Origin of the sequence: Nocardia sp. NPDC046763 (assembly GCF_040645495.1) — a bacterium.
Taxonomy (GTDB): Bacteria; Actinomycetota; Actinomycetes; order Mycobacteriales; family Mycobacteriaceae; genus Nocardia.
The window spans coordinates 92,431-118,662 of the sequence record NZ_JBEYYI010000027.1; the positions used below are offsets into that span (position 1 = coordinate 92,431).

At 68.3% G+C, this 26,232-nt stretch carries 25 protein-coding genes; 11 read left to right on the forward strand and 14 right to left on the reverse strand.

The genetic code is table 11. The features are described 5' to 3' along the window. Positions 1–1,083: 1,083 nt before the first annotated feature. A complete protein-coding gene (locus tag ABZ909_RS33575; RefSeq protein ID WP_357007953.1) occupies positions 1,084–1,569 on the forward strand; it encodes a carboxymuconolactone decarboxylase family protein in 486 nt (161 codons plus the stop codon). A 3-nt stretch (positions 1,570–1,572) separates the two neighbouring features. On the opposite strand, the gene ABZ909_RS33580 is transcribed toward ABZ909_RS33575, so the two are convergent. From ABZ909_RS33580 to ABZ909_RS33610, 7 genes are all read right to left on the reverse strand, one after another. Further along, positions 1,573–2,121 carry a hypothetical protein gene (locus ABZ909_RS33580; RefSeq protein ID WP_357007843.1) on the reverse strand — a complete coding sequence of 183 codons (549 nt, stop codon included), beginning with the start codon at positions 2,119–2,121 and terminating at the stop codon, positions 1,573–1,575. Further along, on the reverse strand, positions 2,118–3,239 hold the full coding sequence (locus ABZ909_RS33585; RefSeq protein ID WP_357007846.1) for a hypothetical protein: 1,122 nt from the start codon (positions 3,237–3,239) through the stop codon (positions 2,118–2,120). The genes ABZ909_RS33580 and ABZ909_RS33585 overlap by 4 nt, the downstream gene beginning before the upstream one ends. A gap of 29 nt (positions 3,240–3,268) precedes the next feature. Next, the gene (locus tag ABZ909_RS33590) at positions 3,269–3,676 is read right to left on the reverse strand and encodes a FixH family protein (protein WP_357007848.1); all 408 of its coding nucleotides are present in this window, start codon (positions 3,674–3,676) and stop codon (positions 3,269–3,271) included. Continuing rightward, entirely contained in the window at positions 3,673–5,106 is a 1,434-nt protein-coding gene (locus ABZ909_RS33595) for a hypothetical protein (protein ID WP_357007850.1), read from the reverse strand. The genes ABZ909_RS33590 and ABZ909_RS33595 overlap by 4 nt, the downstream gene beginning before the upstream one ends. Before the next feature lie 137 nt (positions 5,107–5,243). After that, the gene (locus ABZ909_RS33600) at positions 5,244–5,657 is read right to left on the reverse strand and encodes a hypothetical protein (protein ID WP_357007853.1); all 414 of its coding nucleotides are present in this window, start codon (positions 5,655–5,657) and stop codon (positions 5,244–5,246) included. 136 nt (positions 5,658–5,793) lie between these two features. After that, positions 5,794–6,930 carry a 2Fe-2S iron-sulfur cluster-binding protein gene (locus ABZ909_RS33605; RefSeq protein ID WP_357007856.1) on the reverse strand — a complete coding sequence of 379 codons (1,137 nt, stop codon included), beginning with the start codon at positions 6,928–6,930 and terminating at the stop codon, positions 5,794–5,796. Positions 6,931–6,942: 12 nt separating this feature from the next. Next, positions 6,943–8,430 (reverse strand): NAD(P)/FAD-dependent oxidoreductase, encoded by a 1,488-nt coding sequence (locus ABZ909_RS33610; RefSeq protein WP_357007859.1) that lies wholly within the window; start codon positions 8,428–8,430, stop codon positions 6,943–6,945. A gap of 121 nt (positions 8,431–8,551) precedes the next feature. Here ABZ909_RS33610 and ABZ909_RS33615 point away from each other — a divergent pair, with 121 nt between their 5' ends. Then, complete coding sequence (locus ABZ909_RS33615; RefSeq protein WP_357007862.1) at positions 8,552–9,118, forward strand: PadR family transcriptional regulator; 567 nt, start codon at positions 8,552–8,554, stop codon at positions 9,116–9,118. Positions 9,119–9,217: 99 nt separating this feature from the next. Beyond that, positions 9,218–9,844: a TetR/AcrR family transcriptional regulator gene (locus tag ABZ909_RS33620; RefSeq protein ID WP_357007865.1), complete on the forward strand. Its 627-nt coding sequence runs from the start codon at positions 9,218–9,220 to the stop codon at positions 9,842–9,844. Between the two features lie 3 nt (positions 9,845–9,847). Here the strand turns inward: ABZ909_RS33620 and ABZ909_RS33625 are convergent, their stop codons facing one another. Then, positions 9,848–10,780 (reverse strand): alpha/beta hydrolase, encoded by a 933-nt coding sequence (locus ABZ909_RS33625; protein WP_357007868.1) that lies wholly within the window; start codon positions 10,778–10,780, stop codon positions 9,848–9,850. Positions 10,781–10,920: 140 nt separating this feature from the next. On the opposite strand from ABZ909_RS33625, the gene ABZ909_RS33630 reads away from it, so the two are divergent. Beyond that, on the forward strand, positions 10,921–11,745 hold the full coding sequence (locus tag ABZ909_RS33630; protein WP_357007871.1) for an SDR family oxidoreductase: 825 nt from the start codon (positions 10,921–10,923) through the stop codon (positions 11,743–11,745). Between the two features lie 14 nt (positions 11,746–11,759). Continuing rightward, positions 11,760–12,794, forward strand: coding sequence for a phosphotransferase family protein (locus tag ABZ909_RS33635; protein ID WP_357007874.1), 1,035 nt, complete (start codon positions 11,760–11,762; stop codon positions 12,792–12,794). 31 nt (positions 12,795–12,825) lie between these two features. On the opposite strand, the gene ABZ909_RS33640 is transcribed toward ABZ909_RS33635, so the two are convergent. Next, the gene (locus ABZ909_RS33640) at positions 12,826–14,490 is read right to left on the reverse strand and encodes a bifunctional 3'-5' exonuclease/DNA polymerase (protein WP_357007877.1); all 1,665 of its coding nucleotides are present in this window, start codon (positions 14,488–14,490) and stop codon (positions 12,826–12,828) included. An 89-nt stretch (positions 14,491–14,579) separates the two neighbouring features. On the opposite strand from ABZ909_RS33640, the gene ABZ909_RS33645 reads away from it, so the two are divergent. After that, complete coding sequence (locus ABZ909_RS33645; protein WP_357007880.1) at positions 14,580–15,572, forward strand: ADP-ribosylglycohydrolase family protein; 993 nt, start codon at positions 14,580–14,582, stop codon at positions 15,570–15,572. Between the two features lie 261 nt (positions 15,573–15,833). Then, a complete protein-coding gene (locus ABZ909_RS33650; protein WP_357007883.1) occupies positions 15,834–16,853 on the forward strand; it encodes a glycoside hydrolase family 6 protein in 1,020 nt (339 codons plus the stop codon). Positions 16,854–16,859: 6 nt separating this feature from the next. Here ABZ909_RS33650 and ABZ909_RS33655 read toward each other — a convergent pair whose 3' ends face one another. Both ABZ909_RS33655 and ABZ909_RS33660 read right to left on the reverse strand, forming a co-directional pair. Continuing rightward, positions 16,860–18,818, reverse strand: coding sequence for a galactose oxidase-like domain-containing protein (locus tag ABZ909_RS33655; protein WP_357007886.1), 1,959 nt, complete (start codon positions 18,816–18,818; stop codon positions 16,860–16,862). Further along, positions 18,812–20,596, reverse strand: a complete 1,785-nt coding sequence (locus tag ABZ909_RS33660; RefSeq protein WP_357007889.1) for a glycosyltransferase family 2 protein — start codon at positions 20,594–20,596, stop codon at positions 18,812–18,814. Before ABZ909_RS33660 ends, ABZ909_RS33655 begins: the two co-directional genes overlap by 7 nt. A 374-nt stretch (positions 20,597–20,970) precedes the next feature. Here ABZ909_RS33660 and ABZ909_RS33665 point away from each other — a divergent pair, with 374 nt between their 5' ends. Beyond that, complete coding sequence (locus ABZ909_RS33665) at positions 20,971–22,827, forward strand: leucine--tRNA ligase (RefSeq protein ID WP_357007892.1); 1,857 nt, start codon at positions 20,971–20,973, stop codon at positions 22,825–22,827. Here ABZ909_RS33665 and ABZ909_RS33670 read toward each other — a convergent pair. Next, positions 22,817–23,212: a hypothetical protein gene (locus ABZ909_RS33670; protein ID WP_357007895.1), complete on the reverse strand. Its 396-nt coding sequence runs from the start codon at positions 23,210–23,212 to the stop codon at positions 22,817–22,819. The genes ABZ909_RS33665 and ABZ909_RS33670 overlap by 11 nt on opposite strands. Before the next feature lie 279 nt (positions 23,213–23,491). Here ABZ909_RS33670 and ABZ909_RS33675 point away from each other — a divergent pair, with 279 nt between their 5' ends. Together ABZ909_RS33675 and ABZ909_RS33680 are read left to right on the forward strand one after the other, a co-directional pair. After that, positions 23,492–24,244 (forward strand): SDR family oxidoreductase, encoded by a 753-nt coding sequence (locus tag ABZ909_RS33675; protein WP_357007897.1) that lies wholly within the window; start codon positions 23,492–23,494, stop codon positions 24,242–24,244. A 28-nt stretch (positions 24,245–24,272) separates the two neighbouring features. Further along, positions 24,273–24,413: a hypothetical protein gene (locus tag ABZ909_RS33680; protein ID WP_357007900.1), complete on the forward strand. Its 141-nt coding sequence runs from the start codon at positions 24,273–24,275 to the stop codon at positions 24,411–24,413. Positions 24,414–24,419: 6 nt separating this feature from the next. Here the strand turns inward: ABZ909_RS33680 and ABZ909_RS33685 are convergent, their stop codons facing one another. Together ABZ909_RS33685 and ABZ909_RS33690 are read right to left on the reverse strand one after the other, a co-directional pair. Then, entirely contained in the window at positions 24,420–25,307 is an 888-nt protein-coding gene (locus tag ABZ909_RS33685; RefSeq protein WP_357007902.1) for an RNA polymerase sigma-70 factor, read from the reverse strand. Positions 25,308–25,427: 120 nt separating this feature from the next. Next, on the reverse strand, positions 25,428–25,841 hold the full coding sequence (locus ABZ909_RS33690) for an SRPBCC family protein (protein WP_357007904.1): 414 nt from the start codon (positions 25,839–25,841) through the stop codon (positions 25,428–25,430). Positions 25,842–26,077: 236 nt separating this feature from the next. Between ABZ909_RS33690 and ABZ909_RS33695 the strand changes: the two genes are divergently transcribed. Further along, the gene (locus ABZ909_RS33695) at positions 26,078–26,221 is read left to right on the forward strand and encodes a DUF6374 family protein (protein WP_357007956.1); all 144 of its coding nucleotides are present in this window, start codon (positions 26,078–26,080) and stop codon (positions 26,219–26,221) included. Positions 26,222–26,232 lie beyond the last annotated feature (11 nt).

A 26,232-nucleotide genomic window follows, 5' to 3' on the forward strand; every position in this document is an offset into this window, starting at 1 on the left:
AAGGAGTCGGGCGACCGGTCTATCCGAGCCGCAGGTGAGAGTGCGCGCAGCTGGAAGCGACTCGTCCTGCCGCGGCTCGGCGAAGTGGATCCGCCACTGACCTGAGTCGAGTATGGAGATTGTGCCGCCGCGCTCTGACCGTCCCGCGGAATGCGCGGAACGGTGAACGTGCGTGCGTCGGCCAGATGGGCGGCCACGAATCTTCGTGCCTTCCTTGGGAAGTCGCGGCCTCGTCGGCTGCAGTGACACCGCGAACCGCGCCCCTAGGAGTCGGGGCTGCACACCGACGCGACGGCAAACTACTGTGCCGGTTCTATTCACATTGCGAAAGGTTCGAACGATGTACTTCATCTCGATGGCGTTAGGGATGTTCGGCCCACTGTTGGTACCCGCAGGAAGCGCGAACTGTTGGATGGACAGCACTGCTCCCGCGTGCATGCCCCACTAGATTGATTCTCGAAACTGGGTGGGTGGAATTGCCGCCCACCCAGTTGCCCCGCCCCCGACTCGCGGGCCAGGCATCGCGCAGCACGTGTGCCTTGCGGGGCTCGTCCGGCAACGGAGTTACCAGACACGGACGAAGGGCCGCGGCCACTCCGAAGCCGATGCCTATTACGGAGACCACGCCGTTGAGCACGGTCAGCACGATCATCCCGGGCTCATGGCGTCCTCTCGAGTGTCGTCGATCGCGGGGACCGATCGCTCACCGATCAGGCGCCCTGGAGAGGCCATTTACTCAGTCCAGCCACGATCTGGCCACGTCGTACGCTGGACGGGGCGTTCGAGGGTTCTGGAGGAGGCGCGCCTCGGACGACATTCAGCCACCGGAAGTCGGCATTGCAGCGTGATCCGCTGATGAGCTGAGGCGGAGAAGACCCGTCCCAGGGTGACGTCAGAATTGTTCAGTGCCAACGGATCCCAGTTCTACGGGACTACTTCCGAATTCGGCGATGACGGTTGCGTGATTCATCGGCGCTGTGGGCCGGCGAGGTGTGTGTTCTGCGTCATAGCGGTGGGATGTCACAAATCCGGGGCCGTCGGCACCTCATGGTCGTCCCACTGACGATGAAGGAGATGGACACCGTGAATGCTCGGCTCGATATGTACGCCAATGAGGTCGGTGCGAAGTTCGCCAAGCGGTTTGCCAATGCCAGTCTGGTGATCACGCAGTCGGAGGTGCCGAAAACGACTCAGGAGCTGGTGAGCTTGCGGGCCAGTCAGATCAATGGGTGTGGCTGGTGTACCGATGCGCACACCAAGGAGCTGGCGGCCGCGGGGGAGCCGGCGGTTCGGATCAATCTGGTGGCGACCTGGCGGGAGGCGTCGGTGTTCAGCGAGGCGGAACAGGCGGCGCTGGCCTTCGCCGAGGAGGGCACGCGGCTGGCGGATGCCTACCTCGGGGTCTCCGACGAGACCTGGGCGCAGGTTCGGAAACACTACGACGACAACCAGACCGCGGCCCTGGTGGCGTTGGTGGCCATGATCAACGCCGCCAACCGGCTCGGTGTCATCCTGCATCAGCAGGGTGGGTCCTACGAGCCGGGCATGTTCGCCGGGGCCACCGACTGACCGTCAGACGGGCTGCGGTGCTGTGACCGGGCGGCGATTGCGGCGCCAGGCGTAGGCCAGGAAGGCGATCAGGCCGATCAGTGGAATCGTGCTGACGGCCCAGCTCAGACCCAGCGGGGGACCGGGCTGCTGGAGAACCGGAAGGTTCGCCAGATCGCCTTCACCGCGGCCCTGGGGGCCGTCGATGACGAAGTGGAAGGTCCACGCGCCCTGCTGATCCAGAGAGCGCACGTCCAGGCCCCAGACGTCGCGCTTGCGCGGGTGCCGCGACAGCGCTTCGGCGTGGCGTACCTTGCCGTTGGGCTGGTACTCGGTGAGTGTGCCGGTCTTGTCCTCGATGCCCCCGTCGGGGATGAAGGTGAAGTCCAGCGATTGCATTGCGCGCAAAGGCCATTCGCTGAACCCCACGGTCAGCGAGTAGGGCCCGGCCTGCACGTGCTCGGTGTGCACGATATTGACGGGCTGATATGCCGACGCCGTCGCGGCGGTGCCGGCGGTCAGCCCGAGAATCGCGAGAATCGTTGCGGCGGTGGCAAGTAGACGGTTGATCATGCGCTGACCTGCTCGGACGGGGCGGACAGTCGCAGCATGTCGCCGAAGCGCCAGCCCAGGTAGCCGCCGAGTGCACCCAGCAGTGCGGCCGCGACCGTGGTGGCGATGATGACGGCGGCGTGCGAGAGGCGGACGTCGTAGATGATCACCTGCTGAACGGGATTGAACCCGCCGATGATCGCCCCGCCGAGCCCGCCGGCGAGCGCCGGCAGCAGACGTGCCGGGCTGTGCGTGCGCCGCAGCAGCAGATCGATCACGATGCCCACCGGAATCAGGCAGAACGGAATGAGCGCCGGGGTCGCCGGAATGCCGCGGATATGTTCGCGCATGGGCAATCCCACGAAATCGGCGTAGGCGCGTGCCGCCCACGGCGCGAACCACCAGAACACGCCCTGGATCGCCGAGGAGAACACGGCGGTGACGGTCGCGCCCCACCGCTGGAATCCCGCACCCAGGACCATCAGCAGAATCACCATGAACGCGGTGACCGCGACCGTCCACCGCACGGTCCCGGTGCTGAGCCGCTGTACCGCCAGCGCGGTGACGGTGCTCGAGGTCGCCAGGTGCGCCAGCGCGAACAACGCGCCGATCCGCCCCCACCGATGGGCCCGCGCCGCCCCGAACACGATCACCGTGCCCACCGAGATCACCGTGCTGGACAGGAACAGCCCGATGTGCGGCGGCGAGTCGATGATCGCGTCGAACCCGTAGAGGCTGTGCCACCACAGATCCCACAGTCCGTACAGCAGGAACGACGCCGCACCCAGCGCCGCCACCATGTACCCGAGCGGTGCGGTGAACGTCCGCCCGAACACATTGATGCCGGGCCCACCCAGCTCGCCGTCCACCCGACGCCCCGCCCGGCCCGCCGCCGAGGTGACGAGAATGACCGTGAGACCGGTGAATCCGGCGATCGCCGCACTGGCGTAGATGAACAGGTGCGGCAGCGTGAAGAAGGTGTCGGGCCCGACATCGGAGTGCCACTGGATGTCCCAGGTCGATCCGACGGCGAAGGTCATGCCGGCCGCGAACAGGATGGCCGCGGGTAGCCAGGGGCGGATGGTGATCGGTGCGGTCGCCTCGGCGGTGAGCCCGCGACCGTTGGCGGTGAGGTCCATGGTCTGCTCCTGATCCTCTTTCCTTCGATTCAGTTGGCCTGGACGGAGAAGGTGGCGCTGCCGGATCCCGGTGCGCCGGACAGTTTGACGGCGATCTCCCACTGCCCCGGCATGGGTAGCGTCACGGTCGCCCGGTAGTGCCCGGGGGTGACGGCGGTGGCCGTACTCGGCGGGAGCGCGTGGCCCATCTGCGGCATGGCGGGCTCCACCGAGACGCGATCCGGGGACGCGGCGGTGCCGTGCTGGTCGGTGATGTCGAGGTCGACGGTGTTGTCGCCGGTGTGCGGCGATCCGCCGGCGACGCTGAGCCGCACCTGGTAGGGCCCGGCGGCACTGCGCGGCACCGGTTTCGCGCTGCCGGACGGCCACAGCCACCAGGTCAGCAGCGCGCCCACCAGCACGACGATCGCCGCGATCAGTCCTGTACGCCTGGTCATTGCGGAACCCCCGCTCGGACGTCGACCGTGGTCGGAATGGTCATGACGGAATAGCCGCGCTCGGCCTGCGTCCACACCAGGTATCGGCCGGGCAGCGGAAAAGTGAAGGTGAAGGCCACATTCGGGCCGTAGGCGGCGACGGTCTCGTCGGGCGGCTGGGCGCCGACGGCGGGCATCGGGGCCATGGCGTGCGCGTGCGCCCAGATCGGCGCCGTCGCCGCGGACGTCCCGGCGGGCACGCCGTCCGGCAGCGGGCCGACCGCGATGAGATGGCCGATCATCCCCAGCCAGGGCTGTAGATCCGCGGCACCGCCGTAGGCCGCGGTGAGGGTGACGGGTTCGCCCGCGATCGCCTCGGTGGTCGTCAGGGTTGTCCCGTTCGGTGCGGGATCGGCCGCGCCGGAACCGGATCGACCGCCGACGTGCAGCGCGGACCGCAGCAACTGCACGCCCCCGCCGCGCCGCGCGATCTCCGCAGCGACCGCGTAATCACCGGATTCCCCGAGCCCCAGGTTGGCCCGGTACTCCCCGGGCGCGATGCGGATCGGATGCCGATGCCAGAACGTCCCGGACGGCCCGACCACCATGAGATGCAGCAGCGCGTCATCGGTGACCAGCAGATCGTCCACGGGCCGCCCCGTGGCGGAATCGGTCAGCGACAGCTGGACCTCCGTCGGTTTCCCCGCCGCCGGCGGCTGCGCATGCACGGTCAGATTCACCGGCGGCCGTGAATAATTCGTGGTCAGTGGCAGGTCGCGTTCGGGGAACGGATTGCCGATATTGCCGGAGGTGGGATCGAGCAGGCTCCCCGCCGGCCGTGGCTGCGGTGCACTCGAGGACAGTACTGCCCCCGTGGTTCCGACGGTCAGCGCCGCGATGAGCGCGCCCACCGGAATCAGTGTCGGCCAGCCTCTTTTCGAGAGGAGCGCGGTACCCAGCGCGACCAGCAGCAGCGCACCTGCCGCGAAGAAGCCCCCGTAGGCGGCGCGCTCCCACGGTGTCACGACACGCGCGGCGACCAGGAACGGAATCCGGGCGGTCCGTTCGCCGTCCGAGACCGACAGCTCCCACGGCCCGGCATGATCCACCCGCAATGTCGTGGCATACAGCCCCGGCCGATCCGCGAGTTCGACCGTGCCCGAGGAGGTCTCGCCACCCTGATCGACCGGCGCGGCGCTGACCGTCAACGCCCCGGCCGCCGACCCCGTATGGCTCACCACCTCGACGCGCAGCGGTCCCGGCTCGGCCCGGCGGATCACCACAGTGAGCTCGCGCGCGCCCAGCGATTGCGCCACCGTCAGATCACCCCCGCTCGCCGCGCCATCGGCTCGGGCGTCGGGCGCGGACCCGAAACCCCACAGCAGGAACGCGCAGAGCACGCCCACCACCACGCATGCGCTGCGCAGGCGAACGATCAACGGCGGCTGCATTGTTCCGAAGCTACCGAAAAACCGCCGCCCGGAAATCCCACCCGTGGGGGATATGTCCTCGGGGTGCGGTCAGGGTAGGGTCCCCGCCGCCCCGGGCCCGCTGGGACCGGTTGCCGTGGGGCGAGCCGTATTTCCTGCTAGGCCAAGGCGTTCCGGAGCCAGCTGGGCCCGGCCGTCGTCGCGCCGAGCGCCTCGACCCGAGCCCGCAAACCACGATCGGCCGTCACCACGAGCACCGAACCCGCCTGGGCCCCGGCCTTTCCGGCCTCGGCCGCGACCACCTCGACAATGGCGTCGTCCCCGGAACCGTCCGCGAGCACCACCCGCAGTTCGGCTCCCGCGCTGCCGGCAGCGGCCTTGGCGGCCCCTTCGAGCACCACGACCACGTCCGTCACCCCGGACAGCCGCTCCCGCAGCGGCCCCAACTCCCCGAGCAACCGCCGTGCCGCCCCGGCCCGATCCCGCCACCACCCATCCGGCCGCGAGCCCACCACGTTGGCCGCGTCCACCACAACCACCAGCCCGGCATCCTCCACCGCCTCAGTCTCCACCGCCCGCACCGAACCGCCGCGACCAGGTGCACAGGTCGCAGCCCGCGGCCGGCGTGCGCGCTCCACAGCCCTCCGTCACCCGGGCACCCGCTGGGACGGATCCCGTGAGTGGTGGACATGTTCCGGTGACGGCGGGTCAGAGGTCGAGTTCGACGTCGGTGAGGGGGTAGGCGACGCAGGAGTGGGTGTAGCCGGTGGCGGGGTCGGAGAGGCGGAGTTTGGCTTCGGCGGCGGTGTGGACTTCGCCCTTCAGGACGCGAATGCGGCAGAGGCTGCATTCGCCGGAGCGGCAGGCGGCCTCGGGGCGGATGCCGTTGTCTTCGAGGGCGTCGAGGAGGGGGCGGTTGCGTGGGGTGCGGAAGGTGGTGTCGCGGACGGTGACCGTGACCTCTTCGGCGGGATCGGTGGTGATGGGCCAGTGCGGCTGGCAGGTGGGGTCGGTGGGAGCGCCGTTGGCTTCGAAGCGGATTCGCCTGCGGGGGTGGCCCAGGGTGGTGAGCTGCTCCAGGGCGTAGGGGTAGAGGGCCTGGGGGCCGCAGACATAGACCATGCGGTTGCCGAGCGGACCGGCCAGATCGGAAATGGTGTCGGCGGACAGGAATCCGGTGCGGCCCGTCCAGCCGGGGGAGGGGTCGGCGATGACGTGGTCGACGGTGATGCCGGGGTGGGTGGCGAAGGTGTCGAGTTCCTCGCGGAAGAGGATGTCGGAGGCGTCCCGCGAACCGTAGATCAGATGGAGTTCGCGCACCGGCCCGCGGTCGGTGAGCTCGCGGATCATGCTCATGGCCGGTGCGACTCCCGAACCGCCCGCCAGGAACACCACGCGGTCACCGTGGAAGAGCGGATTGTGGTGGAAGGTCCCCATCGGACCGGTGGTGGTGAGCACATGACCCGCCTCGACGGTGTCGAGGAGCAGATTGCTGATCCGGCCGCCCGGCACCCGCCGCACCGTCAGGTCGTAGAACCCGAGGTCCGCGGGGCTGGAGGAAATGGCGAACGGTCGGCTGGTGCCGTCGAAGAAGACATTGACATACTGGCCCGCCAGGAATGGCGGCAGCATCGCGCCGTCGAGGCCGCGCAGCCGGAATATCTTGGCGGACAGGGTTTTTTCGAGCACGGCGTCCACCCGCAACAGCAGCCGCTTGGGATGATAGGCGTCCACGGTCGCGCGGGCTTCCGCACTGTGGTCGCGGGTTTCGGGCAGGCGGGCCTCGATCTCGTCGAGAATGCTTGCCGCGCCCTCGAATCGGGTGGCCAGGGGGTGTCGTTTCACGATGTACTCCGTTCAGGCGGCCTTGGTGCGCAGCAGGCGGCGCGCGACGCGCGCCCCGGCCTCGAGTGTGGGTTGGAATCCGCCCATGCCGGACCAGGACCCGGCGACATGCAATCCGGGGACATGGGTTTCGCGCTCGCTGTTGCGGAACAGCCAGCCCTCGGTGGCGTCCTGGTCGTAGCCGTAGATGGACCCGCCCGGATGACCCAGATACCGCATCATGGTCAAAGGCGTTGCCACATCGACCTCTTCGATGGCGTCGCGAATACCCGGCGTCACCGCCTCGCACAACTCCAGCAGCGTCTCGGCGAAGGCGAACTTGATGCGCGCGTACTCCACCGGCGCCACGTTCTTCCAGATGTCGGCGTACTGCAACGTCATCAGGCTGACATGGGTGGTCCCGGCCGGTGCGAACCCGATGGGCGCGACATCGTAGGAGCTGACACAGATTCCGCGCGCCGGTTCGAACGACTTCCACGCCTGGTAGGTGCGATCGTCGTCGGTGTCCCGGTTGACGAACGTCGTGCTGGTGGTGAAGCCCAGCTCCGCGGGCGTCGCGTCCAGGCCCATGTGCAGCACGAACCCGGACACCCCGATCCGCCTGGTGGCCAGATCGTTTCGCACTGCCGCCGGCACCGCGATTCCGTCCAGCATGGCGTAGGTGGTGGGCAGCGAGGCATTCGACACCACTTCGGGCGCGGTCACCTCGACCCCGTCCTCGAGCCGCACCCCGAGTACCCGCCCGCCCGCGGTGAGAATCGCCTCGACCCCGGTGTTGAACCGCGCCTGTCCGCCCGCCTGCCGGAAGGAGTCGAGTATCGCCGCCGACATGGCCTGCGAACCGCCACGCACATGCCACGGCTTGAACTCGAAGTAGGCGAACAGCGTCAGCGCCAGATCCTGGAACCGGAGCTTGGACGGCGGCTGGCCGAGATAGGTCCAGTACACGGCGAGCGCGACCTTGATCCGGTCATCGTCGAAGTATTCGTCGAGCACCTGCTGCAGCGGCCGCAGCCCGTATCGGAACAGCACCGGGTCGATCTGCTCGGCGGGCATCCCGCGCATGGCCGCGATCTGCCAGAACGCCACCTGCTTGATCAGCTCGAAGAACCGCGCCACCCGATCCCGGCTGCCCGGGAACTCGGCATCCAGAACGTCGATCGCCGCATCCCAGTCGGCCGGAATCGTCACATCCAGCCGGCCGGGCACCACCGCCCGGTACAGATCGTGCTCCTGCACGAACTCCAGCCGGTCCGCGATCCCCAGTTGCTGGAACAGCCCCTCGCGCAAGGAGATCGGCTGTCCCTCGACACCCACACCGGAGAGCTGGTGCAGCGCCACCTCGAACTCGAATCGCCCACGCCGGAACGAGGTTCCGCAGCCGCCGGGCACATTGTGCCGCTCCACCAGCAGCGTCCGCGCCCCCGCGCGCTGCAGCGTGGCCGCGGCGGTCAATCCGGCATTGCCCGCGCCGATGACAATGGCGTCGTAGTCGTGCATGCCCACCTCTGATACTCAATTAATTGAATAGGTGATTCACACCGTAGCTACCTCTCAACAACGTGTCTACGGGAAAGTAGACAAGAAATTGAATAATCGCCGATGGTGGTAGCCTGGGCGGATGGCGCTACGCAACGCGGTTCTGGCCACCCTGCTGGAGGGGGAGGCATCGGGCTACGACCTGGCCAAGGGCTTCGACGCCTCGGTCGCCAACTTCTGGCTCGCCACCCCGCAGCAGCTCTACAAGGAGCTCGAGCGCATGGCCGCCGAGGGTCTCATCGAGACCCGTGTCGTCGAGCAGGAGCGCCGCCCCAACAAGCGCCTGCACTCCATCACCCCGGCGGGCCGGGCGGCACTGCACGCGTTCATCGCCGAACCCTCCAAACCGACCGCCATCCGCGACGAGATGATGGTGAAGGTCCAGGCCATGGAGGCCGAGGACGCCCCCGCCGTGCGGGCGGCCGTCGCCGAGAAACTGGAGTGGTCGAAGGCGAAACTGGCCCGCTACGAACGACTGCGCGGCCGCCTGCTGGACGGGCGCAGCGAGCAGGCCTACCTCGCCGAGGTCGACCGCATCGGCCCCTACTTGAGCCTGCTGCGCGGAATCGCCTTCGAGCAGGAGAACATTCGCTGGGCCGAGTTCGCGTTGCCGGTCATCGACCGTCGCATCGCCACACACTCGCGGTAACCGGTCACCCGCCGTCGGGGCCGTGCCGGTTGATACGGTGTCCGCCTGGAAAGTTGTCCGCGAAACGACAGGTAGTGATCAGCGTTGGTGTCCGAATCGATGACAGGCGAGGGTGAATCCCGCCGTGCCGCCCCGCCCACCCGGCGCGGTCAGCGCACGCGCGGCGCCCTCATCGCCGCCGCGCGTGAGGTCTTCGAACGCGACGGCTACCTCGACGCGAAGATCGCCGACATCTCCAAGACGGCCGGCATGGCGTCGGGCTCCTTCTACACCTACTTCGACAGCAAGGACGAGATCTTCGCGGCCCTGGTCGAACAGGTCTCGGAGGAGATGCTGCACCCGCACGTGCGCGAGCGCAGCGGGATCACCGACACCCGCGCGCTCATCGAGGCCGCCAATCGCGACTACCTGCTGTCCTACAAGCGCAATGCCCGCCTGATGGCACTGTTCGAGCAGGTCGCTCACATCGACGAGAACTTCCGCCGCCTGCGCGTCGAGCGCGGCAAGGCGTTCGCGCAGCGCAATGCCCGGATGATCCGCGGGTTGCAGGAGTCCGGGCAGGCCAGCGCCGACCTGGATCCGATGATCACCGCGCACGCGCTCTCGGCCATGGTGAGCCGCATGGCGTACATGGTTTACGTTCAGAAGCAACGGATTCCGTTCGAGAAGCTGGTGACGACGCTGACCCAGCTGTGGGTGAACGCGCTGCAGCTGCAGGCCGAGTAGCGCTCAGCCCAGCCCGCGCGCGAACTCGATCAGCGCGGCATTGACCTCGGCGGGGCGCTCCTGCTGAATCCAGTGCCCCGCGCCCTCGAGGACGACCGTGCCGCGCAGATCGCTGAGCAGCGCCGACATCTTCTGCACGGGGGTGAACCGGATGACCGGATCGGTGGATCCGGCGATGAACAGTGACGGCTGGGCGATCTTCACCCCCTCCAGATGCGCGGTCCGCTCCCAGGTGCGGTCCAGGTTGCGGTAGTAGTTGAGCCCGCCGGTGAACCCGGTGGCGGTGAAAGTCTCGACGTAGTAATCGAATTCGGGTTCGCTGAGCCACTCCGGCAGCGGCGGCTCGGGTGTGCCGGTGTCCAGGAACGTGGCGGCGCTCATGATGTCGTCCTGCAGCAGCGTGCGCCGCGGATCCGCGCCCAGGACCGCGTCGGCGACCCCGGGTTCCTGGAACCACACCATGTAGAAGTCCGCACCCAGCCGCGCGCGCATGATCGACAGCGGCGGCCCGGACGACCGCGGGGTCGCGGGCACGCTCAGCCCCGCCACCGCCCGCACCCGCTCCGGGTACTCCCGGGCCATGTGCCACACCACCGACGCACCCCAGTCGTGGCCCACGAAGATGGCGTCCTGCAGCTCGTAGGCGTCGAGCAACCCGGCCAGATCCCCGCACACCGTGAGCATGTCGTACTCCTCGACGCGCTCCGGCCGCGAGCTGCCGCCGTAGCCGCGCATATCCGGGGTGAGCGTCCGGAATCCGGCCTCGGCCAGCGCGAAAACCTGATGCCGCCACGAGAATCCGAGCTCCGGGAACCCGTGGCAGAACACCACCGGCGCCCCCATGCCGTGCTCGACCACCCGCAGCTCGACGCCATTGGCCGCCACCTGCGCGCTGCCCAGCCGTTTCCACTCGTCCACCAGATGTGCTGTCCGCATCGGTTGTTCACCTCTCGCCGCCGGCCCGGTTGACGCCGGACGGGTCATGAACTTGAATCCGACGTAGGTTTCATATTCCATCAGCCGGCGCCTCCGATCCACCCCGGGTCGGGTGCCGGTACGGGCCGGAAGGAGCACACGTGCAGGTCGCGGGTAGGAACGCCATTGTCACCGGAGGCGGTGGCGGCATCGGCGGGGCCATCGCCGCCCGGTTGGTGCGGGCCGGGGCGCGGGTCGTCGTCGCCGACCTGAACGGCGAGGCCGCCGCGGCGGTCGCTGCGGCGCTGAACGCGGAGTTCCCGGGCGCGGCCGTGGCGATCGGGGCCGATGTGTCCGACACTGCCCGCATCGAGGAGCTCATCGCCCGCGCCGAGGCCGAATTCGGGCCGGTCGACCTGTATTTCGCCAATGCGGGCGTGATCGGGCCGGTCGGGCTCGGCGACGAGAAGGACTGGGAGACCACCCTCGACGTCAACCTCAACGCCCACATCCGTGCGGCGCGGCTGCTGGTCCCCGGCTGGGTGGAACGCGGCGAGGGCTACTTCGTCAGCACGGCGTCGGCGGCGGGCCTGCTGACCCAGATCGGTTCGGCCGCATACTCGGTCACCAAGCACGCGGCCGTCGGCTTCGCCGAATGGCTGTCGGTCACCTACGGCGACCAGGGCGTCCGGGTCAGCTGCCTGTGCCCGATGGGCGTCGAGACGCCGCTGCTGCGGGCGGGGGAGAACTCCGGGGACGCCATCGGCATGGCCGCCACCCGGGCGGTCACCTCGGCCGGTGCGGTGCTGACCCCCGACGCGGTGGCCGAGTTGGTCATGGCCGCGCTGGACGACGAGCGGTTCCTCATCCTGCCCCACCCGGAGGTACTCGACATGTACCGTCGCAAGGGCGCGGACTACGACCGCTGGCTGTCGGGCATGCGGCACTATCAGGCGCGGCTGCTGGACAGCGGCGACGGCCACTGAGCATCGGGGAGACAATGAGCGACGATCAGCGGCCCGGCGAACTACCCGGCCTGGATCTCGAGCGACTCGCGGTGTGGCTGGCCGACACTCGGCCGGGCCTGGTGACCGGTCCGCTGGGCGGCCGGTTGATCGCGGGTGGGAAGTCCAATCTCACCTATGAGATCAGCGACGGCGAGTCGGCGTGGATCCTGCGGCGTCCGCCGCTGGGGCACGTGCTCGCCACCGCGCACGACATGGCTCGCGAGTACCGGGTGATCACCGCGCTCGCGGACACCGGTGTGCCGGTGCCCGCCACCTACGCGCTGTGCCAGGACGACGACATCATCGGTGCGCCTTTCTATGTCATGGAACGGATCATCGGCACGCCCTACCGGACCGCGGCCGAACTGGTGCCGCTCGGCGCCGACCGGACCCGGGTCATCGCCACCGGCCTCATCGACACCCTGGCCGCCCTGCACACCGTCGATCCGGGCGCGGTCGGGCTGGCGGACTTCGGGCGGCCGGACGGATTCCTGGAGCGGCAGGTGCGGCGCTGGAAGAAGCAGCTCGACGCCTCCTACAGCCGGGACCTGCCCGCCGCCGTCGAACTGCACGATCTGCTGGCGAAGAACCTGCCCGCGCAGTCGGCCACGGGCATCGTGCACGGCGACTACCGGCTCGACAATGTGCTCGTCGACGCCGAGGACCGGGTCGCGGCCGTGATCGACTGGGAGATGGCCACACTCGGCGATCCGCTCACCGATATCGGCCTGCTGCTGGTCTATCAGCGCATGAGCGACAGCGTCATGCCCGGGGTCAGCGATGTCGCGCTCGCGCCCGGCTATCCAGCCGAATCCGAAGTGCTGGAACGCTATTCGACGCGCGCCGGCCGCGATGTGTCCGAGATCGGGTTCTATATCGCGCTGGCGTCGTTCAAGCTGGCCGTGATCAGCGAGGGCATCCACTTCCGTCACATTCACGGCCAGACTGTGGGACCCGGCTTCGAGCACATGGGCGAGGCGGTCGAGCCATTACTGGCCGCGGGACTGTCCGCGCTGCGCACCCCGTAGGGGTGAAACCCGCGGCGCTGCCGGGGATTTCCTACTTCGCGTCCGCATAGCACTCCACGATCGCGGTCGTGAAGGGGAAGCGGACCGGGGTCGGGCCGAACGCGAGCTCTCCGGCCGTGTCCGCCGCGGCGGTGATCGCCGCGGCGACCGTGGCCGCCTCCTCCTCCGGGCAGTGCACGATGACCTCGTCGTGCTGGAAGAAGACCAGCTCGGCACGCAGTCCCGCCGTGTGCATCGCATGCCGCAGGCCCGCCAGCACCAGCAGGGTCCAGTCGGCGGCGCTGCCCTGCACGACGAAGTTCCGGGTGAAGCGACCGCGAGCCCGGGCCCTCGGGGTGGAGCCGTACCCGGTGGCGGCCCCATCCTCGGTGTCCGCCTGGTCGAATGATGTCGTGGGCGGGCAGGTGCGGCCGAACCAGGTGCGCACCAGGCGGCCCTCCTCCCCGGCGGCCGCCGCGTCGTCGACATAGGCCACCGCGTCCGGATAGCGGCGGCGCAGTTCGGCCATGTGGGTGAGCGCGTCGCCCGAGGTCTGGCCGTAGATCGCGCCCAGCATGGCGATTTTGGCCTGGGCGCGGTCACCGCCGAACGCGCGGGCCGCGAGGTCGGCGTAGAGATCCTCACCCCGGCCCGCCACCTCCATCAACCCGGGATCGCGGGAGATGGCGGCGAGTACGCGCGGCTCCATCTGATCGGCGTCGGCGACCACCAGCCGCCAGCCCGGATCGGCGCGGATCGCGCGGCGCACCACCTTCGGGATCTGGAGTGCGCCACCGCCATTGGTGGTCCAGCGCCCGGTGACCGTCCCGCCCGGCAGGTACTCGGGACGGAAACGGCCGTCGTGCACCCACTGGTCGATCCAGGACCAGCCGTGCGCGGTGTAGAGGCGGTAGAGCGACTTGTAGGCCAGCAGCGGCGCGACCGCCGGGTGGTCGATCTCCCGGAGCTCCCATTTTCTGGTGGAGGACAACGAGATTCCCGCCCGCCCGAAGGCGCGGATGATGTCCTGGGGCAGGTCCGGGCGGACCCGCACCCCGCCGAAGGCCCGCGACACCTCCTCGGCCAGCTCCGCCATGCGCCGCGGTTCCGCGGTACCGGAAATGCGTTCTCCCAGCATGGAATCGAGCAGTTCGCGATGCAGGTCGGCGCGCCAGGGGATCCCGGCCCGCGACATCTCCGTGGCCACCAGCAGGCCCGCCGACTCGGCGGTGAGCAGCAGGTGCAGGCGGCGCGGGTATTCCGCCGCGGCCATGCGGGCGACCTGTCCCGCGTACACCTCCAGCAGCGCGGTGAACTCGTCGGTCCCGGATGGCAGTGGCACCGGGCCTGATTCGAACAGGGTCGGCTGGGTGTCGGCGGCCCGCGCGGGCGCGTCTTCCGGCACGGGGAGCCGATGCAGCCGGGCCCAGGCCGCCGCCAGCGAACGGGCCTGCCCCGACTGGCCCTCCTCGTGCCCGATCAGCAGCGACTCCGCCGCCTCCACGTCATAGCAGCGATCCACCCGCACGCCCGCCTCGAGCAGCCGCCGATAGGTTCCGGCGGTCGAACGCCACACCCACCGCTCGGCCTCGGGATGCGAGCGCACGGCCTCGGCCAGCGAGGACTCCTCGACCACCGGGCCCGCGGGCCGACCGGCCAGATCCAGCGGGCACACCCGGGCCCCGCCGTCACCCGTCTCCGCCACCGCCCACCGCATACCGATGAGTCTGGCAGTGGGCACAGACAAGTGAGTCCGGCAGTGGGCACGGGCATGAAGTCGGCACCGACATGCTGTGCCGAGCGACCGTGGCTAGCATCGACGCGGTGCATGTCGACCTGATGCTGGATTCGTTGGATGGACTGTCCGTGGGGGACGCGGTCGGCGCCGAGTTCCTCGTCCTGCGCCGGCCCCTGGCCGACCTGCAGACCGGTGATCTCCCGCCGGGCCGCTGGGAATGGACCGATGACACCGAGATGGCCTGCACGGTGGCGGGGGAACTGCTCGAACACGGTGCGATCGACCAGGATCGGCTCGTGGCCGCCTTCGCCGCACGCATCGACCAGCGCCGCGACTACGGGTTCATGACCGTGGACACGCTGGGGCGTATCCGCCGCGGCGTGCCCTGGCGGCAGGTGACCGCGGCGGCCTTCGGCGGGCAGGGCTCGTGCGGAAACGGGGCGGCCATGCGCGTCGCGCCGCTGGGCGCGTTCTACGCGAGCGACCCGGACCGGGCCACCGCCGAAGCGGTCCGGTCGGCGCAGGTGACGCATGCGCATCGCGAAGGCATCATCGGCGCGGTCGCGGTAGCGGTGGCGGCCGCCACCGCGGCGCAGGCCCGGCTCGCCGGAACCCGGCCCGCGCCAACGGAATTCCTCGCCACCGTCCTGGACCGGCTCGACGACGGTGAGACCACCCGCCTGATCCGCCGGGCATACGCGCTGCTCGGCGCCCCGGCCGGGCAGGTCGCCGCGGAGATCGGCAATGGCACCAGCGTGACGGCCCAGGACACCGTGCCCTTCACGATGTGGGCCGCCGCGATCTACCTGGACGACTACCGGGCCGCGATCGCCACCTGCCTGTCGGTCGGCGGCGACACCGACACCACGAGCGCCATCGTCGGCGGAATCGTCGCGGCCCACACCGGAACCCGGCCCGGTGGATTGCCCGGCGCGTGGCTGTCCGCGCGAGAACCGTTGCCCGACTGGCTGGACCGCGACCGCGCCCAGCAGCATGGCAAGCAAGCGGCGGCCCGTTTCCGGCGCTGGTTCCCCGGCGGCCGCCGCAACGATTCGGTCTGAGGCACTGCTCGTCCTTGCCGGCGAAATCGGAGTAGAATGCGCCTCTGGTCGGTCGGGCGCTGGTGCAGGTCTCCGGGATGGACGTGGCTCGAACCCCTCTCGGCGACCGAACAGGCCAGAGCGGCGGCGTCCGGCAGGGTGTTCGGGGTTACCGGCCTGTGTGGTCGGGGTGGACGGGGTGGGATGGATCGGCAACTGGGCTGCGCCGCAGGAGAATCGGTCGAGTGCCCGGTCGTGCGGGCCTACCGGCATACTGTCTGCATGCGGCGACAGCGGACGGGGCGATATCGGTCGCGCCGGCTCCGAGCGGGGATGCTGTTCGCGGTATTGGTGCAGCTCTTGCTCACGGGGTGCGGTCGGGACACTGCCGAGCCCGCGGTGGTGGTGCCCGAGCGGAACGCTCCCGCCAGCGGGGAGTATCTGCTGGAGTCCAGCGACAAGTACTACGCGGATCTGCAGGCCACACTGCCGGGCGTGAGCGACCCGCGAGTGCGGGCGAATCTCGAGCGGCTGATCCGGACGCCGGTCGCTGAATGGCTGCCGCACGATCTGGATGTGACGGCAAGGACGATTCGGCAGGACATCGCACGGGGGCAGGCGAGCGATTCCATACCGATGTTCGTCGCCTACAACATTCCGGGGCGCGACCTGCACGGCGAATCCGGTGGGGGACAGGCCGGGGCGGACTCGTACAAGCAGTGGATCGCCGGTGTCAGCGAGGCGATCGGAGCGAATCCGGCGATCGTGATCCTCGAACCGGACGCGCTGGCCCACGCCACGGAGATGAACGACGCCGATCGCGCGGCCCGATTGGCACTGCTCGGATTCGCGTATGCCGAACTGTTCCAGCACAATCCGGCCACCGCGGTGTACCTCGATGTCGGCAACAGCACCTGGGTGGATCCCGGGTGGGTGGCGGATCTGCTGCGCACCATCAGTCCCGGAATACCCGTCGCCGGAATTTCGCTCAATGTGGCCAACCGGCGGCCGGAGGCCGAGATCCGGTCCTACGCGACGCGAATCGAGCAGGCCTACGGTCATCGGCTGTTCGTCATGATCGACAGCTCGGTCAATGGCGCGCCAAACACCGCCGACCTGGTCGAGTGGTGTAATCCGCAGGGGCAGCGGGTCGGAACGCTCCCGAGTACCCGTTTCAACCGGGATCTGATGATCGAGCACGCGTTCATCAAGACGCCGGGGCAATCCGACGGCCGTTGCGGTACCAGCGGGGCCCCGGCGGGCGAATTCGACCGGCAGCTGCTGCTCGATCAACTGTCCTAGCGATCGTCAGCCCAGGTGCACCCATTTCGCGATGCTGGGCACGCCGGCGGAATTCACCGTGAAGAGCATGTAATAGCCGGATGGGGCAATGGCGGGATTGTCCGGAATACTCACGGAGACACCGGAATCCGTGCGAGTCATCGTCAGGTCGACCACTCGCTCATTGGTGTCGGTGACATGCGTGATCGCCGCCGGGGCGAGCAGCCGTACGAACTTGATGTCGGCCGCGGCCGGGACCTCGGCCTGGCTGCTGCCGACGGTGTATTCGAAGGTCGTGCCGCGCCGGACCTGGTCGGGTCCGCCGGTGATCACCGGTCGCGCGACCGCCCCGCCGTCCGGCCTGTACAGGTATGGGGGCGTGTAGATTTCGATGCGGCGCTCGAACTTGCCGGGCAGGGTGTTCGCCTTGTCGGCGAACAGCGGATTCGAGCCGTCGGTCATGATCTGGCCCGACGGCAGCAGCACCGCCGTGGAGTGGTAGTCGCGGCCCACGGTCGGATCGGCCATCGGATGCAGGACACCCTGCTGATCGAGCAGAAACGCGGCCAGGATGTCGCTGGCCCCGCGGCCGCGATAGTCGTTGGCGCCATTGGTGATGAACACATCCCCGCTGGGCAGCGGCACCAGATTCGGGTAGCGGGTGCCCTGGGGCAGCACGGCCAGCGGGGTGAACCTGGGCTGAGCGTCGTTCAGGTCGACGATGTCGATGCGGCCGGTGGACAGCGCCGAATCACCCACGCCGCCACCGCCGACCACGAGCAGCCGCTGCTGCTGCACCGGGCCCAGCCAGGTCGAGGAGCCGGTCTCGAGCATGTTCGGGTCACGCAGGCCGGGTACGAGCTGGAATGAATTGTCGGTCAGGTTCCAGATTCCCGGATCGCGGTGCTCCTCGGCGGGACCCCAGCCGGTGCTGGGGCCGCTGAAGAACAGGCGGCCGGGGGTGGCGGTCTGGAAGACCGACGGATAGGTGGGGAAGATGCGGCGCAGGTCGTCACGCTCGGTCCAGGCGCCGGTCGCGGGATCGTAGATCTCGGTCTGCCCGTCCAGGATTCGGCCCGAGCCGTCCAGCCCGGACATGACCATCACCTTGCCGTCGGGGAGCCGGGTCAGGGTCGGATACCAGCGGGCGTAACCCATACTGCCGACAGCGGTATAGGTTTCGGTCCAGGGGTTGAAGACGTAGGCCGCGTCGATGCCCTGGTATTCCTTCTTCTTCAGGGCCATCTCGGGAGCGAAGCCGTACAGGTTCTGCTGCTGGGCGTAGGTCAGGCCGCCGATCAGGTAGTGGTCGTTGTGATCCCAGACGCCATCGGTGCCCGGTGCGTCGGCGGCAACATAGACATTGCGGTCGGTCGCGGAGACCTTGTAGGTGACCGGATCCTTGGCTGCGGGCGGGACGGTGATATCGCGATCGGAGCGGTAGACCTTGCCGCTGTCCTTGCCCGTGAAGGTCGTTCCCTTGGGGACGAATCCCGGATGGTCGGGATCCTCGTTGCGGATCGTCATGTATCCGCCCGCATGCGTGAGGTTCTCGGGCAGCACCTCGTAGCTGCCCGTGCCGCCCGCGATCAGCACCGTGCCGTCGGCCAGGTAGGCGTGATCGGAGCAGAACAGGTCGGTGGGGGTGTCGATGCGCTTGGCGGTGCGGGTCTCCGGGTCGAAGATCAGCGAGTTGTAGACGCCCTTGTCGGAATTGTGGTGGTCATTGCCGCTGCCGGCGATGAGCAGCACCTTGCCGGTCGGCAGCACGATCGAGTGGATGATATTGGCGTCGACATCCTTCGGCAGCGTGACGACCTCCCACTTGCCGAACTGCGCCTTGTAGGTATCGGAATTGATCAGCCGATTGTGCTGGAAACGGTGGTAGAGCGCCGCCACCGTGGCGGTGGTGGCGATGGCGAGGGTGCCCACCACCACGGCGGTGACCACCCAGCGGACGAACCGGGTCGGTGTCTTCTTCAGCACGCCCGCTCCTCCGCCGCGATCTCGACGATTTCGAATTCGGTGGCGTCAGCGGGTCTCCGGCGTGCGGACCACGCCAGCCAGAGCGGGTTCAGCTGCCAGACCAGCATGGGTGCGGCCGAGATCAGCGCGCCGAAGACCGGCCACATCATGGTGGCGGGGGCCGCGTAGCCGCGCATGGTCGTGAGGACTGCCACGGCGACGTAGAAGACGAGCCACATGAGATTGAGCCGGAAGGTGAACCAGCTGTCGCCGCGCGACTTCGAACCCTTCGGGGTGACGTCGAAGCTGACCGGACGCCGAAGCAGGCACTTGATCAGCGAATTGGCGTACACGGGCGCGGTGATGACGCTCATGAACATGCCGTAGACGCCCCAGGAATTCGTCGTCTCGTAGGGACTCACATTGTGCCGCCGGACCCAGGTGTACAGCGTCATCTGGCTCACTGACGCCCAGCCGTAGAACAGGAACCAGCTGCCCGGCGACACCACCGCACCGCTGACCCCGAACCAGCTGAAGATCGCCACATTGGCCGCGCCCAGTAGCCACACCGCTCCCATGACCGGGTAGAAGGCCATGAGCAGCAGGTAGTGCACCACGCGTGCCGGGGTGCGCCACATGCCCAACATCTGGAGGACGAAGGGACCGAACAGCATGTGCTCGATGGCGCCGCGCGCCCAGCGGTTCTGCTGCTTGTAGAAGTCGCCCCAGGATGCCGGGCCCTCGCCGTGGGCCAGCAGGTCCGGGGTGTAGACGCCCTTCCAGCTGTGGCCGGTGTCCGGATTGCGTTGCGGCAGAATGGCGAAACTCGTCGCCATGTCCTCGGTGATGGACGGCTGGATGCCGCCGATATCGGTGAGGACGCTCATCCGGAGGGCGTAGCTGGTGCCCACCAGCATGGGTGCACCGTGCGCATTGGCGGCGGTTTGAATGAGGCTGTGGAAAACGAATTGCTGGCTCTCGGCCAGTTTCGCCACGACATTGTCGGTGGCATTGGCATACGCCTGCGGGCCCGCCACATACGCCACATCCGGATCATTGAAATAACCCAGCATCCTTTCCCCGAACTCGGGCATGGGTTTGTGATCGGGGTCGATGCCCATGACCACGTCGTAGCGGGGGAGATCGGGGTCCGCGCGGATCATGTCGAGACCGGCATTGATATTGCCGAATTTGGTGCGGGTCTCGAACGGGCCCTTCTTCTGGTGGTATTCGGGTTTGCCGCCGCGGGTCACATAGCGCACCCGGTTGCCGTGGCGGCGATCCACCTCGGCCACCAGCTCGCGTACCCGGCCCGGCTGGTCCGGATCGCCCTCGTCCAGCACATAGATGTCGAAGACGCCGGGGTGCCGATGCCGGATCTCCTTGGCCGCCACCAGGGTTCGCTCCAGCACGGCGATGTCCTCGCTGCGGGGGACGAAGGTGATGAGCAGGGCGACGTTCAGGCCCGGGCGAGCGCGGATCGGCACCGGCTTGCGAGCCAGCGCGGTGGTCAGCGACATGGCCATCACGAGGGCGAAGCGAATCACCTCGACGGTGACCACCAGGGTCACCATGATGATGGCGATCGCCCCGAACTGCTCGTACTTGTCGGTCGCGCCGAGACCATTGTCGATCAGCCACAATACGTACCCACCGCCCAGTCCGGTCGAGACGAGCGATAGCGCCACGGTCAGCAGCCGCCGCCGGCTGCCCTCGAGATATCGGAACGACACCGTATCGCCGACACCGTCGAGGATCTCCCCGGTGACGGTGGCCTTGGTGACCCGCGCGTCCGCCAAATCCTGTGCAGTGTACGATTTTTCGATAGTGTGCTCGGTGGGGTGTCGGCGTGGGCCGTACGCACCCGAAAAAACCACGGACAGCAACGTATTCCCCCAGTTGAAGCGGGCTCCGCACGAACTCTCGTTCAACGCCGAACGCTCACGCCAGAGATTAGCAGAGCGTGCACTCGTATGCTGATCGATTCGTTTGGGCCACAAAGGGTTTCAGGGCAATTGAACGCTTGGTCTACACGATCGGCCCCATTGCCTGCCTCGTGCGTTGGGATATTCGGTGTCGTCGGGTGTTCCGTTTCACTACCATCACCGGCACGATCCTCGACCCCGATGAGTGCGGACCGGTCGGATTGGAACTGAGGGCGCGGGAGGCCGAAATGAATTCCGGGGACGGCGATATCGCGCCGCGGCGGTATGTGGTGGCCATGTTCTCGTATCCGTCCGGCGACCTCCATATGGGCCACGCCGAGGTCTACTCGATCGCTGATGCCATGGCGCGATTCGCGCGGATGCGCGGATTCGAGACGCTGTTCCCGGTCGGATGGGATTCCTTCGGGCTGCCCGCTGAGAACGCGGCCTTCAAACGTGGGCTGGATCCGCGGGAATGGACCTACGCCAATATCGAGACTCAGGCGGAATCATTTCGGCGGCTGGGGATTTCGTTCGACTGGCAGACACGGCTGCACACCAGCGACCCGGAGTACTACCGCTGGAACCAGTGGCTGTTCCTGCGGCTGTACGAGCGCGGGCTGGCCTATCGCGCCGACGCGGCCGTGAACTGGTGCCCCGAGGACCGGACCGTGCTGGCCAATGAGCAGGTCGTGCACGGGCGCTGCGAGCGGTGCGGGGCGGAGGTGGTCTCGAAGGCGCTGACCCAGTGGTTCTTTCGGGTCACCGACTATGCCCAGCGGCTGCTGGACGATATGGACCAACTGAGCGCCGGATGGCCACCGGAAGTGCTGGCCATGCAACGCAATTGGATCGGGCGGTCCGAGGGCGTGGACGCCGAGGGGCGGCCCTCGGTCACCTACCGGCTGCACGACTGGCTGATCTCCCGCCAAAGATATTGGGGAACACCGATTCCCATCATCCACTGCGCGACCTGCGGCGAGGTTCCGGTTCCCGACGACCAGCTGCCGGTGCGGCTGCCCGACTCCGGTTATCAGCTGCGCCCCGGGGACGGGCGCTCGCCGCTGGCCAGCGCGGAGGACTGGGTCGCGGTCACCTGCCCGCGCTGTTCGGCCGAGGCCCGCCGCGATACCGACACCATGGACACCTTCGTCGATTCGTCCTGGTACTTCCTGCGCTACCCGAATCCCGGCTACACCGACGGACCCTTCGACCCCGCCGCCATCGACCGCTGGCTGCCGGTCGACGAATACATCGGCGGCAGAGAGCATGCCACCGGCCACCTGCTGTACGCCCGCTTCCTGACCAAGGCGCTGCACGACGCGGGCCTGCTGCCCTTCACCGAGCCGTTCGCCCGCCTCACGACCCAGGGTCAGGTCCTGATGGACGGCAAGGCCATGAGCAAGAGCCTGGGCAATCTGGTCGACCTACAGGCGCAGATCCAGCGGTACGGCCCGGACGCGGTCCGCGTCGCCATGCTGTTCGCCGGACCGCCCGAGGACGATATCGACTGGGCCGACATCGCCCCGCAGGCCGGGGTCAAATGGCTGGCGCGGGTCTCGCGGCTGGTCGGCGACATCGGTTCCGGGACGGTCACATCCGAGCCGTCCACGGGATCGGCGACCCGGCGCGAGGTGCACGGCATCATCGCCCGCGCCACCGAGCTGATGGAGGCGAAACGCTTCAATGTCGCGATCGCGCAGCTGATGAGCCTGACCACCGTCCTGCGGCGCGCCGTCGAGTCCGCTTCGGAGCCGGTCGATCCCGCGATCGGCGAGGGCGCGGCGGCACTGGTCCGCATGCTGTCGTGCTTCGCGCCCGCCGCGGCCGAGGCCGCATGGCAGCGACTGGGCCGATCCGGTCCCGTCGCCGCCGCCTCCTGGCCGAGCGCCGATTCGTCCCTGATCGAAACCGACATCTGCATCTGCATCGTGCAGGTCGACGGCAAAGTGCGTGAGCGCCTGCGTGTTTCGACCACCGCCGACGAACCCGCACTGCGTGAGCTGGCACTGAACTCCGCCGCCGTCCAGGCTGCCCTGGCCGGCCGCACCGTCACCGCCACGATCGTCCGCCCACCGACCCTCATTAACCTCGTCACCCGCTGACTGGCCGATCCCGGCCGCCACATTGGATGGAATGCTGCTGCACGGCGGGGGAGGTGTGGGAGGGGTGGGTGTGGGAGTCGGTGGTGTATTCGGCGTTGCCGTAGGCGGCAAGGCGTTCCTTGACGATGCGGGTGGTGTAGGCGTCCGCGGCTCGGCCGAGGGCGGGGCGGGTGGTGACGACGGACATGAAGAGGAAGCGGATGATGATGAACGGGGCGGTCAGGGCGACTCGGGCGATGTCGGCGGGGGTGAGGGTGACGCTCATGGCGGCGGCTTTGCGGTCGCCACCGCAGAAGGCGACGAAGAAGACTCGGCTCCAGCTCTTTTCGACGGCGTCGGCGGCGCGGTCGTAGCGGGAGGCGCCGGGGCGCAGGTAGGCGACCACGGTGGAGCGGACCAGTTCGCCGCAGGTGGCGTCGTCGAAATCATCGCGCAGGACTGCGGCGCGGGCATGGAAGACCTCGCGGATGCCCTCGGCGGTGGTGGGAAGCAGTTCCTCGGGCAGGCCGAGCAGGAAGCAGCGGTAGCGGGTGAACCAGCCGACTGACCGCGGTCGGCCTGTCGAAGTCCGGGCGCCGAATCTTCCGGTGTCCGGAACATATACGGGTTGCGTGACGCGACGGTGTCATCGAGCAGCCGAGCCGGTCGAATACGCTCAGGTCTCGTGACCACATCGAAGATCGTTCTTGTCACCGGTGCTGGGACCGGGTTGGGCCGCACCATGACCCATGCGCTGACCGCGGCCGGACATCAGGTCGTGGCGGTCGGGCGCACGGCGGCCACGCTGGACCAGGTCGGCGCCTCGGCTCCCGGGCCGGGCAGCGTCGCAGCCGTGCCCGCCGATGTCACCGATCCGGCGGCGGTGGACGCGGTGTTCGCGCACATCGCGCAGCGGTGGGGGCGGCTGGATGTGCTGATCAACAATGCCGGGATCTTCGGGCCTACGCTGCCGATCGACGAGGTGCCGGTGGCGGACTGGAAACAGGTCGTCGACATCAACCTCACCGGAGCGTTCCTGTGCGCGCAGGCCGCATTCCGGCTCATGCGGACACAGACGCCGCAGGGCGGGCGGATCATCAACAACGGGTCGATCTCCGCGCATACGCCGCGGCCGAATACCGTCGCCTACGCGGCCAGCAAGCACGGCATCACCGGGCTCACCAAGGCGCTGGCGCTGGAGGGGCGTGCGCACAATATCGCCGCGGGGCAGATCGATATCGGCAATGCCGCAACCGAACTCACCGCCGGAATCGCGGCGGGGTCGCTGCAGGCGGACGGGAGCATCCGTCCGGAGCCGACGATCGACGCCGCGCACGTGGCCCGGCTGGTGGTCCAGACCGTCGAACTGCCGCTCGAGGTGAACGTGCCGTTCCTGACCGTGATGGCGACGGGCATGCCCTACATCGGGCGCGGCTGACCGCTGGCGGCGCACGATATCACGAGGCGTGCAACAGCATTCGGAGATCTGTCCGTGCGGCGCGGCCACGCCGTGCGCACCCACCCGGTACGAGGCGCTCGTGGCCTACCGGCCGCTGCCACTGGCGCGCGCCACCGTGGACGCGTACCTGAACGGCCCTGCCGTGTAGCCGGATTCACCGGCTCAGGCTGGTCTCCTGCGTCATGCGCGAGAGCTTCTCCGGGTTGCGCACCGAGTAGAACCCGGTGATGAGACCGTTGTCGATGCGGATCGCGAGGACGGTGTCCACCTCGTTGTCGACCAGGAAGACCAGTGCCGGATGACCGTTGACCATGGCCGGCTCGATATCCATGCCCGCGGCGACGGTCTTCCAGCCCACGCTGAACAGTCGCGCCACGTGGTCCGCGCCCGTAATCGGCCGCGGCAGCGCCTGTTTGATGCCGCCGCCGTCACCCAGCGCCACCACGTCGGGCGCCAGCAGATCGAGCAGCCCCTGCAGGTCGCCCGTATCGAGCGAGCGTTGGAAGGCTTCGAGCACTTCGCGGGTCTCGGCCGCGGACACCGCCTCGCGCGGACGCCGCGACGCGACATGGGAGCGGGCGCGATGGGCGATCTGACGCACCGCTGCCGAGGTCTTGTCGACGGCCTCGGCGATCTCGTCGTAGGGCAGGTCGAACACCTCGCGCAGCACGAACACCGCCCGCTCGGTCGGCGTAAGCGTCTCGAGCACCAGCAGCATGGCCATCGAAACGCTCTCGGCCAGTTCGACATCCTCGGCCACGTCGGGCGCGGTCAGCAGCGGCTCCGGCAGCCACTGACCGACATAGGATTCCTTGCGGCGGCCCAATGTGCGCAGCCGCACCAGCGCCTGGCGCGTCGTGATCCGCACCAGATAGGCGCGCTGATCCAGCACGGTGTCCAGGTCGACGCCGGTCCAGCGGAGCCAGGTCTCCTGCAGCACGTCCTCGGCGTCGGCCGCCGAGCCGAGCATCTCGTAGGCAACGGTGAACAGCAGATTCCGATGCGCGACGAACGCGTCGGTCGCGGCCGTGGTCCCGGTCATGGGTGGCTCCTGTCCTCGCTCTCGACCCGTGTCAGTCCACAAGACACCGGGCGCGGGCGATCTGTGACACCGCGACCCTAATTGATCTTGGAATTGCCCGGTGAGCGGTCTCGGAACGCGTCACCCGGGTTCGCCGGAGGCTTCGATGGCCTGCTTCATCTCGGCGATGCCGTACTGCGTGCGAATGCGGACCTCGGGGGCGGCGGAATCGGGGAGGAGATCGGTGGTCCAGATCAGGCGCGCATGGTCGGCGTCGGCGCGGACTTCGAAGCAGGCGTGGTGATAGTCCAGCCGGGGGCGGGCGCCCTCGGCCACGGAGTAGGCCAGACGGCGGGTGTCGTCGTCGACGCTGATGATGAGTTCCCGGATGACGTGACCGTCGGGGAAGGTGAGGAACCGGTGGACACCTTCGATCCGAGTGCCGGCCACCCGTCCGGGGAGCAGGCGTTCGTGGACGGCGCCGATATCACGGATCACCTCCCAAACATGGTGCGGCGAGGCATTGATCGCGATCTCGTGGCGGATGGAGGCCATGGTCGGGTGGATTCCTTTCGGCTACTGCATGGATGATTCCGCGGCGGCGGCAAACGCGTCAACGCGGGGCGGTGTCGCGGTTCGCGGGCCACCTCAGGCCCCACGTCACCGTGGGTGCGTCACGATTGCCGTTGTGAGGGAGGTGCGTGCGATCGAACCGGCGTACTCGAACAAACGTTCTACTCGAGGTATCGTTCCGGGCCATGCCGGAACTCTCACGACGCGACTGGGCGACGATGAACCTCAAAGAGGTGCAGCGGCAACTGCTGAAGGCGGCGTCGTTCGGGAAGGTGTTGTCGCCGGAGCAGTTGGAGAATGCTGCGGGGAAGATCGGGGAGGGGTTGCGGATCTTTCTGGAGGAGATGGATAGGCCCAGGTAGCAGGGATACGC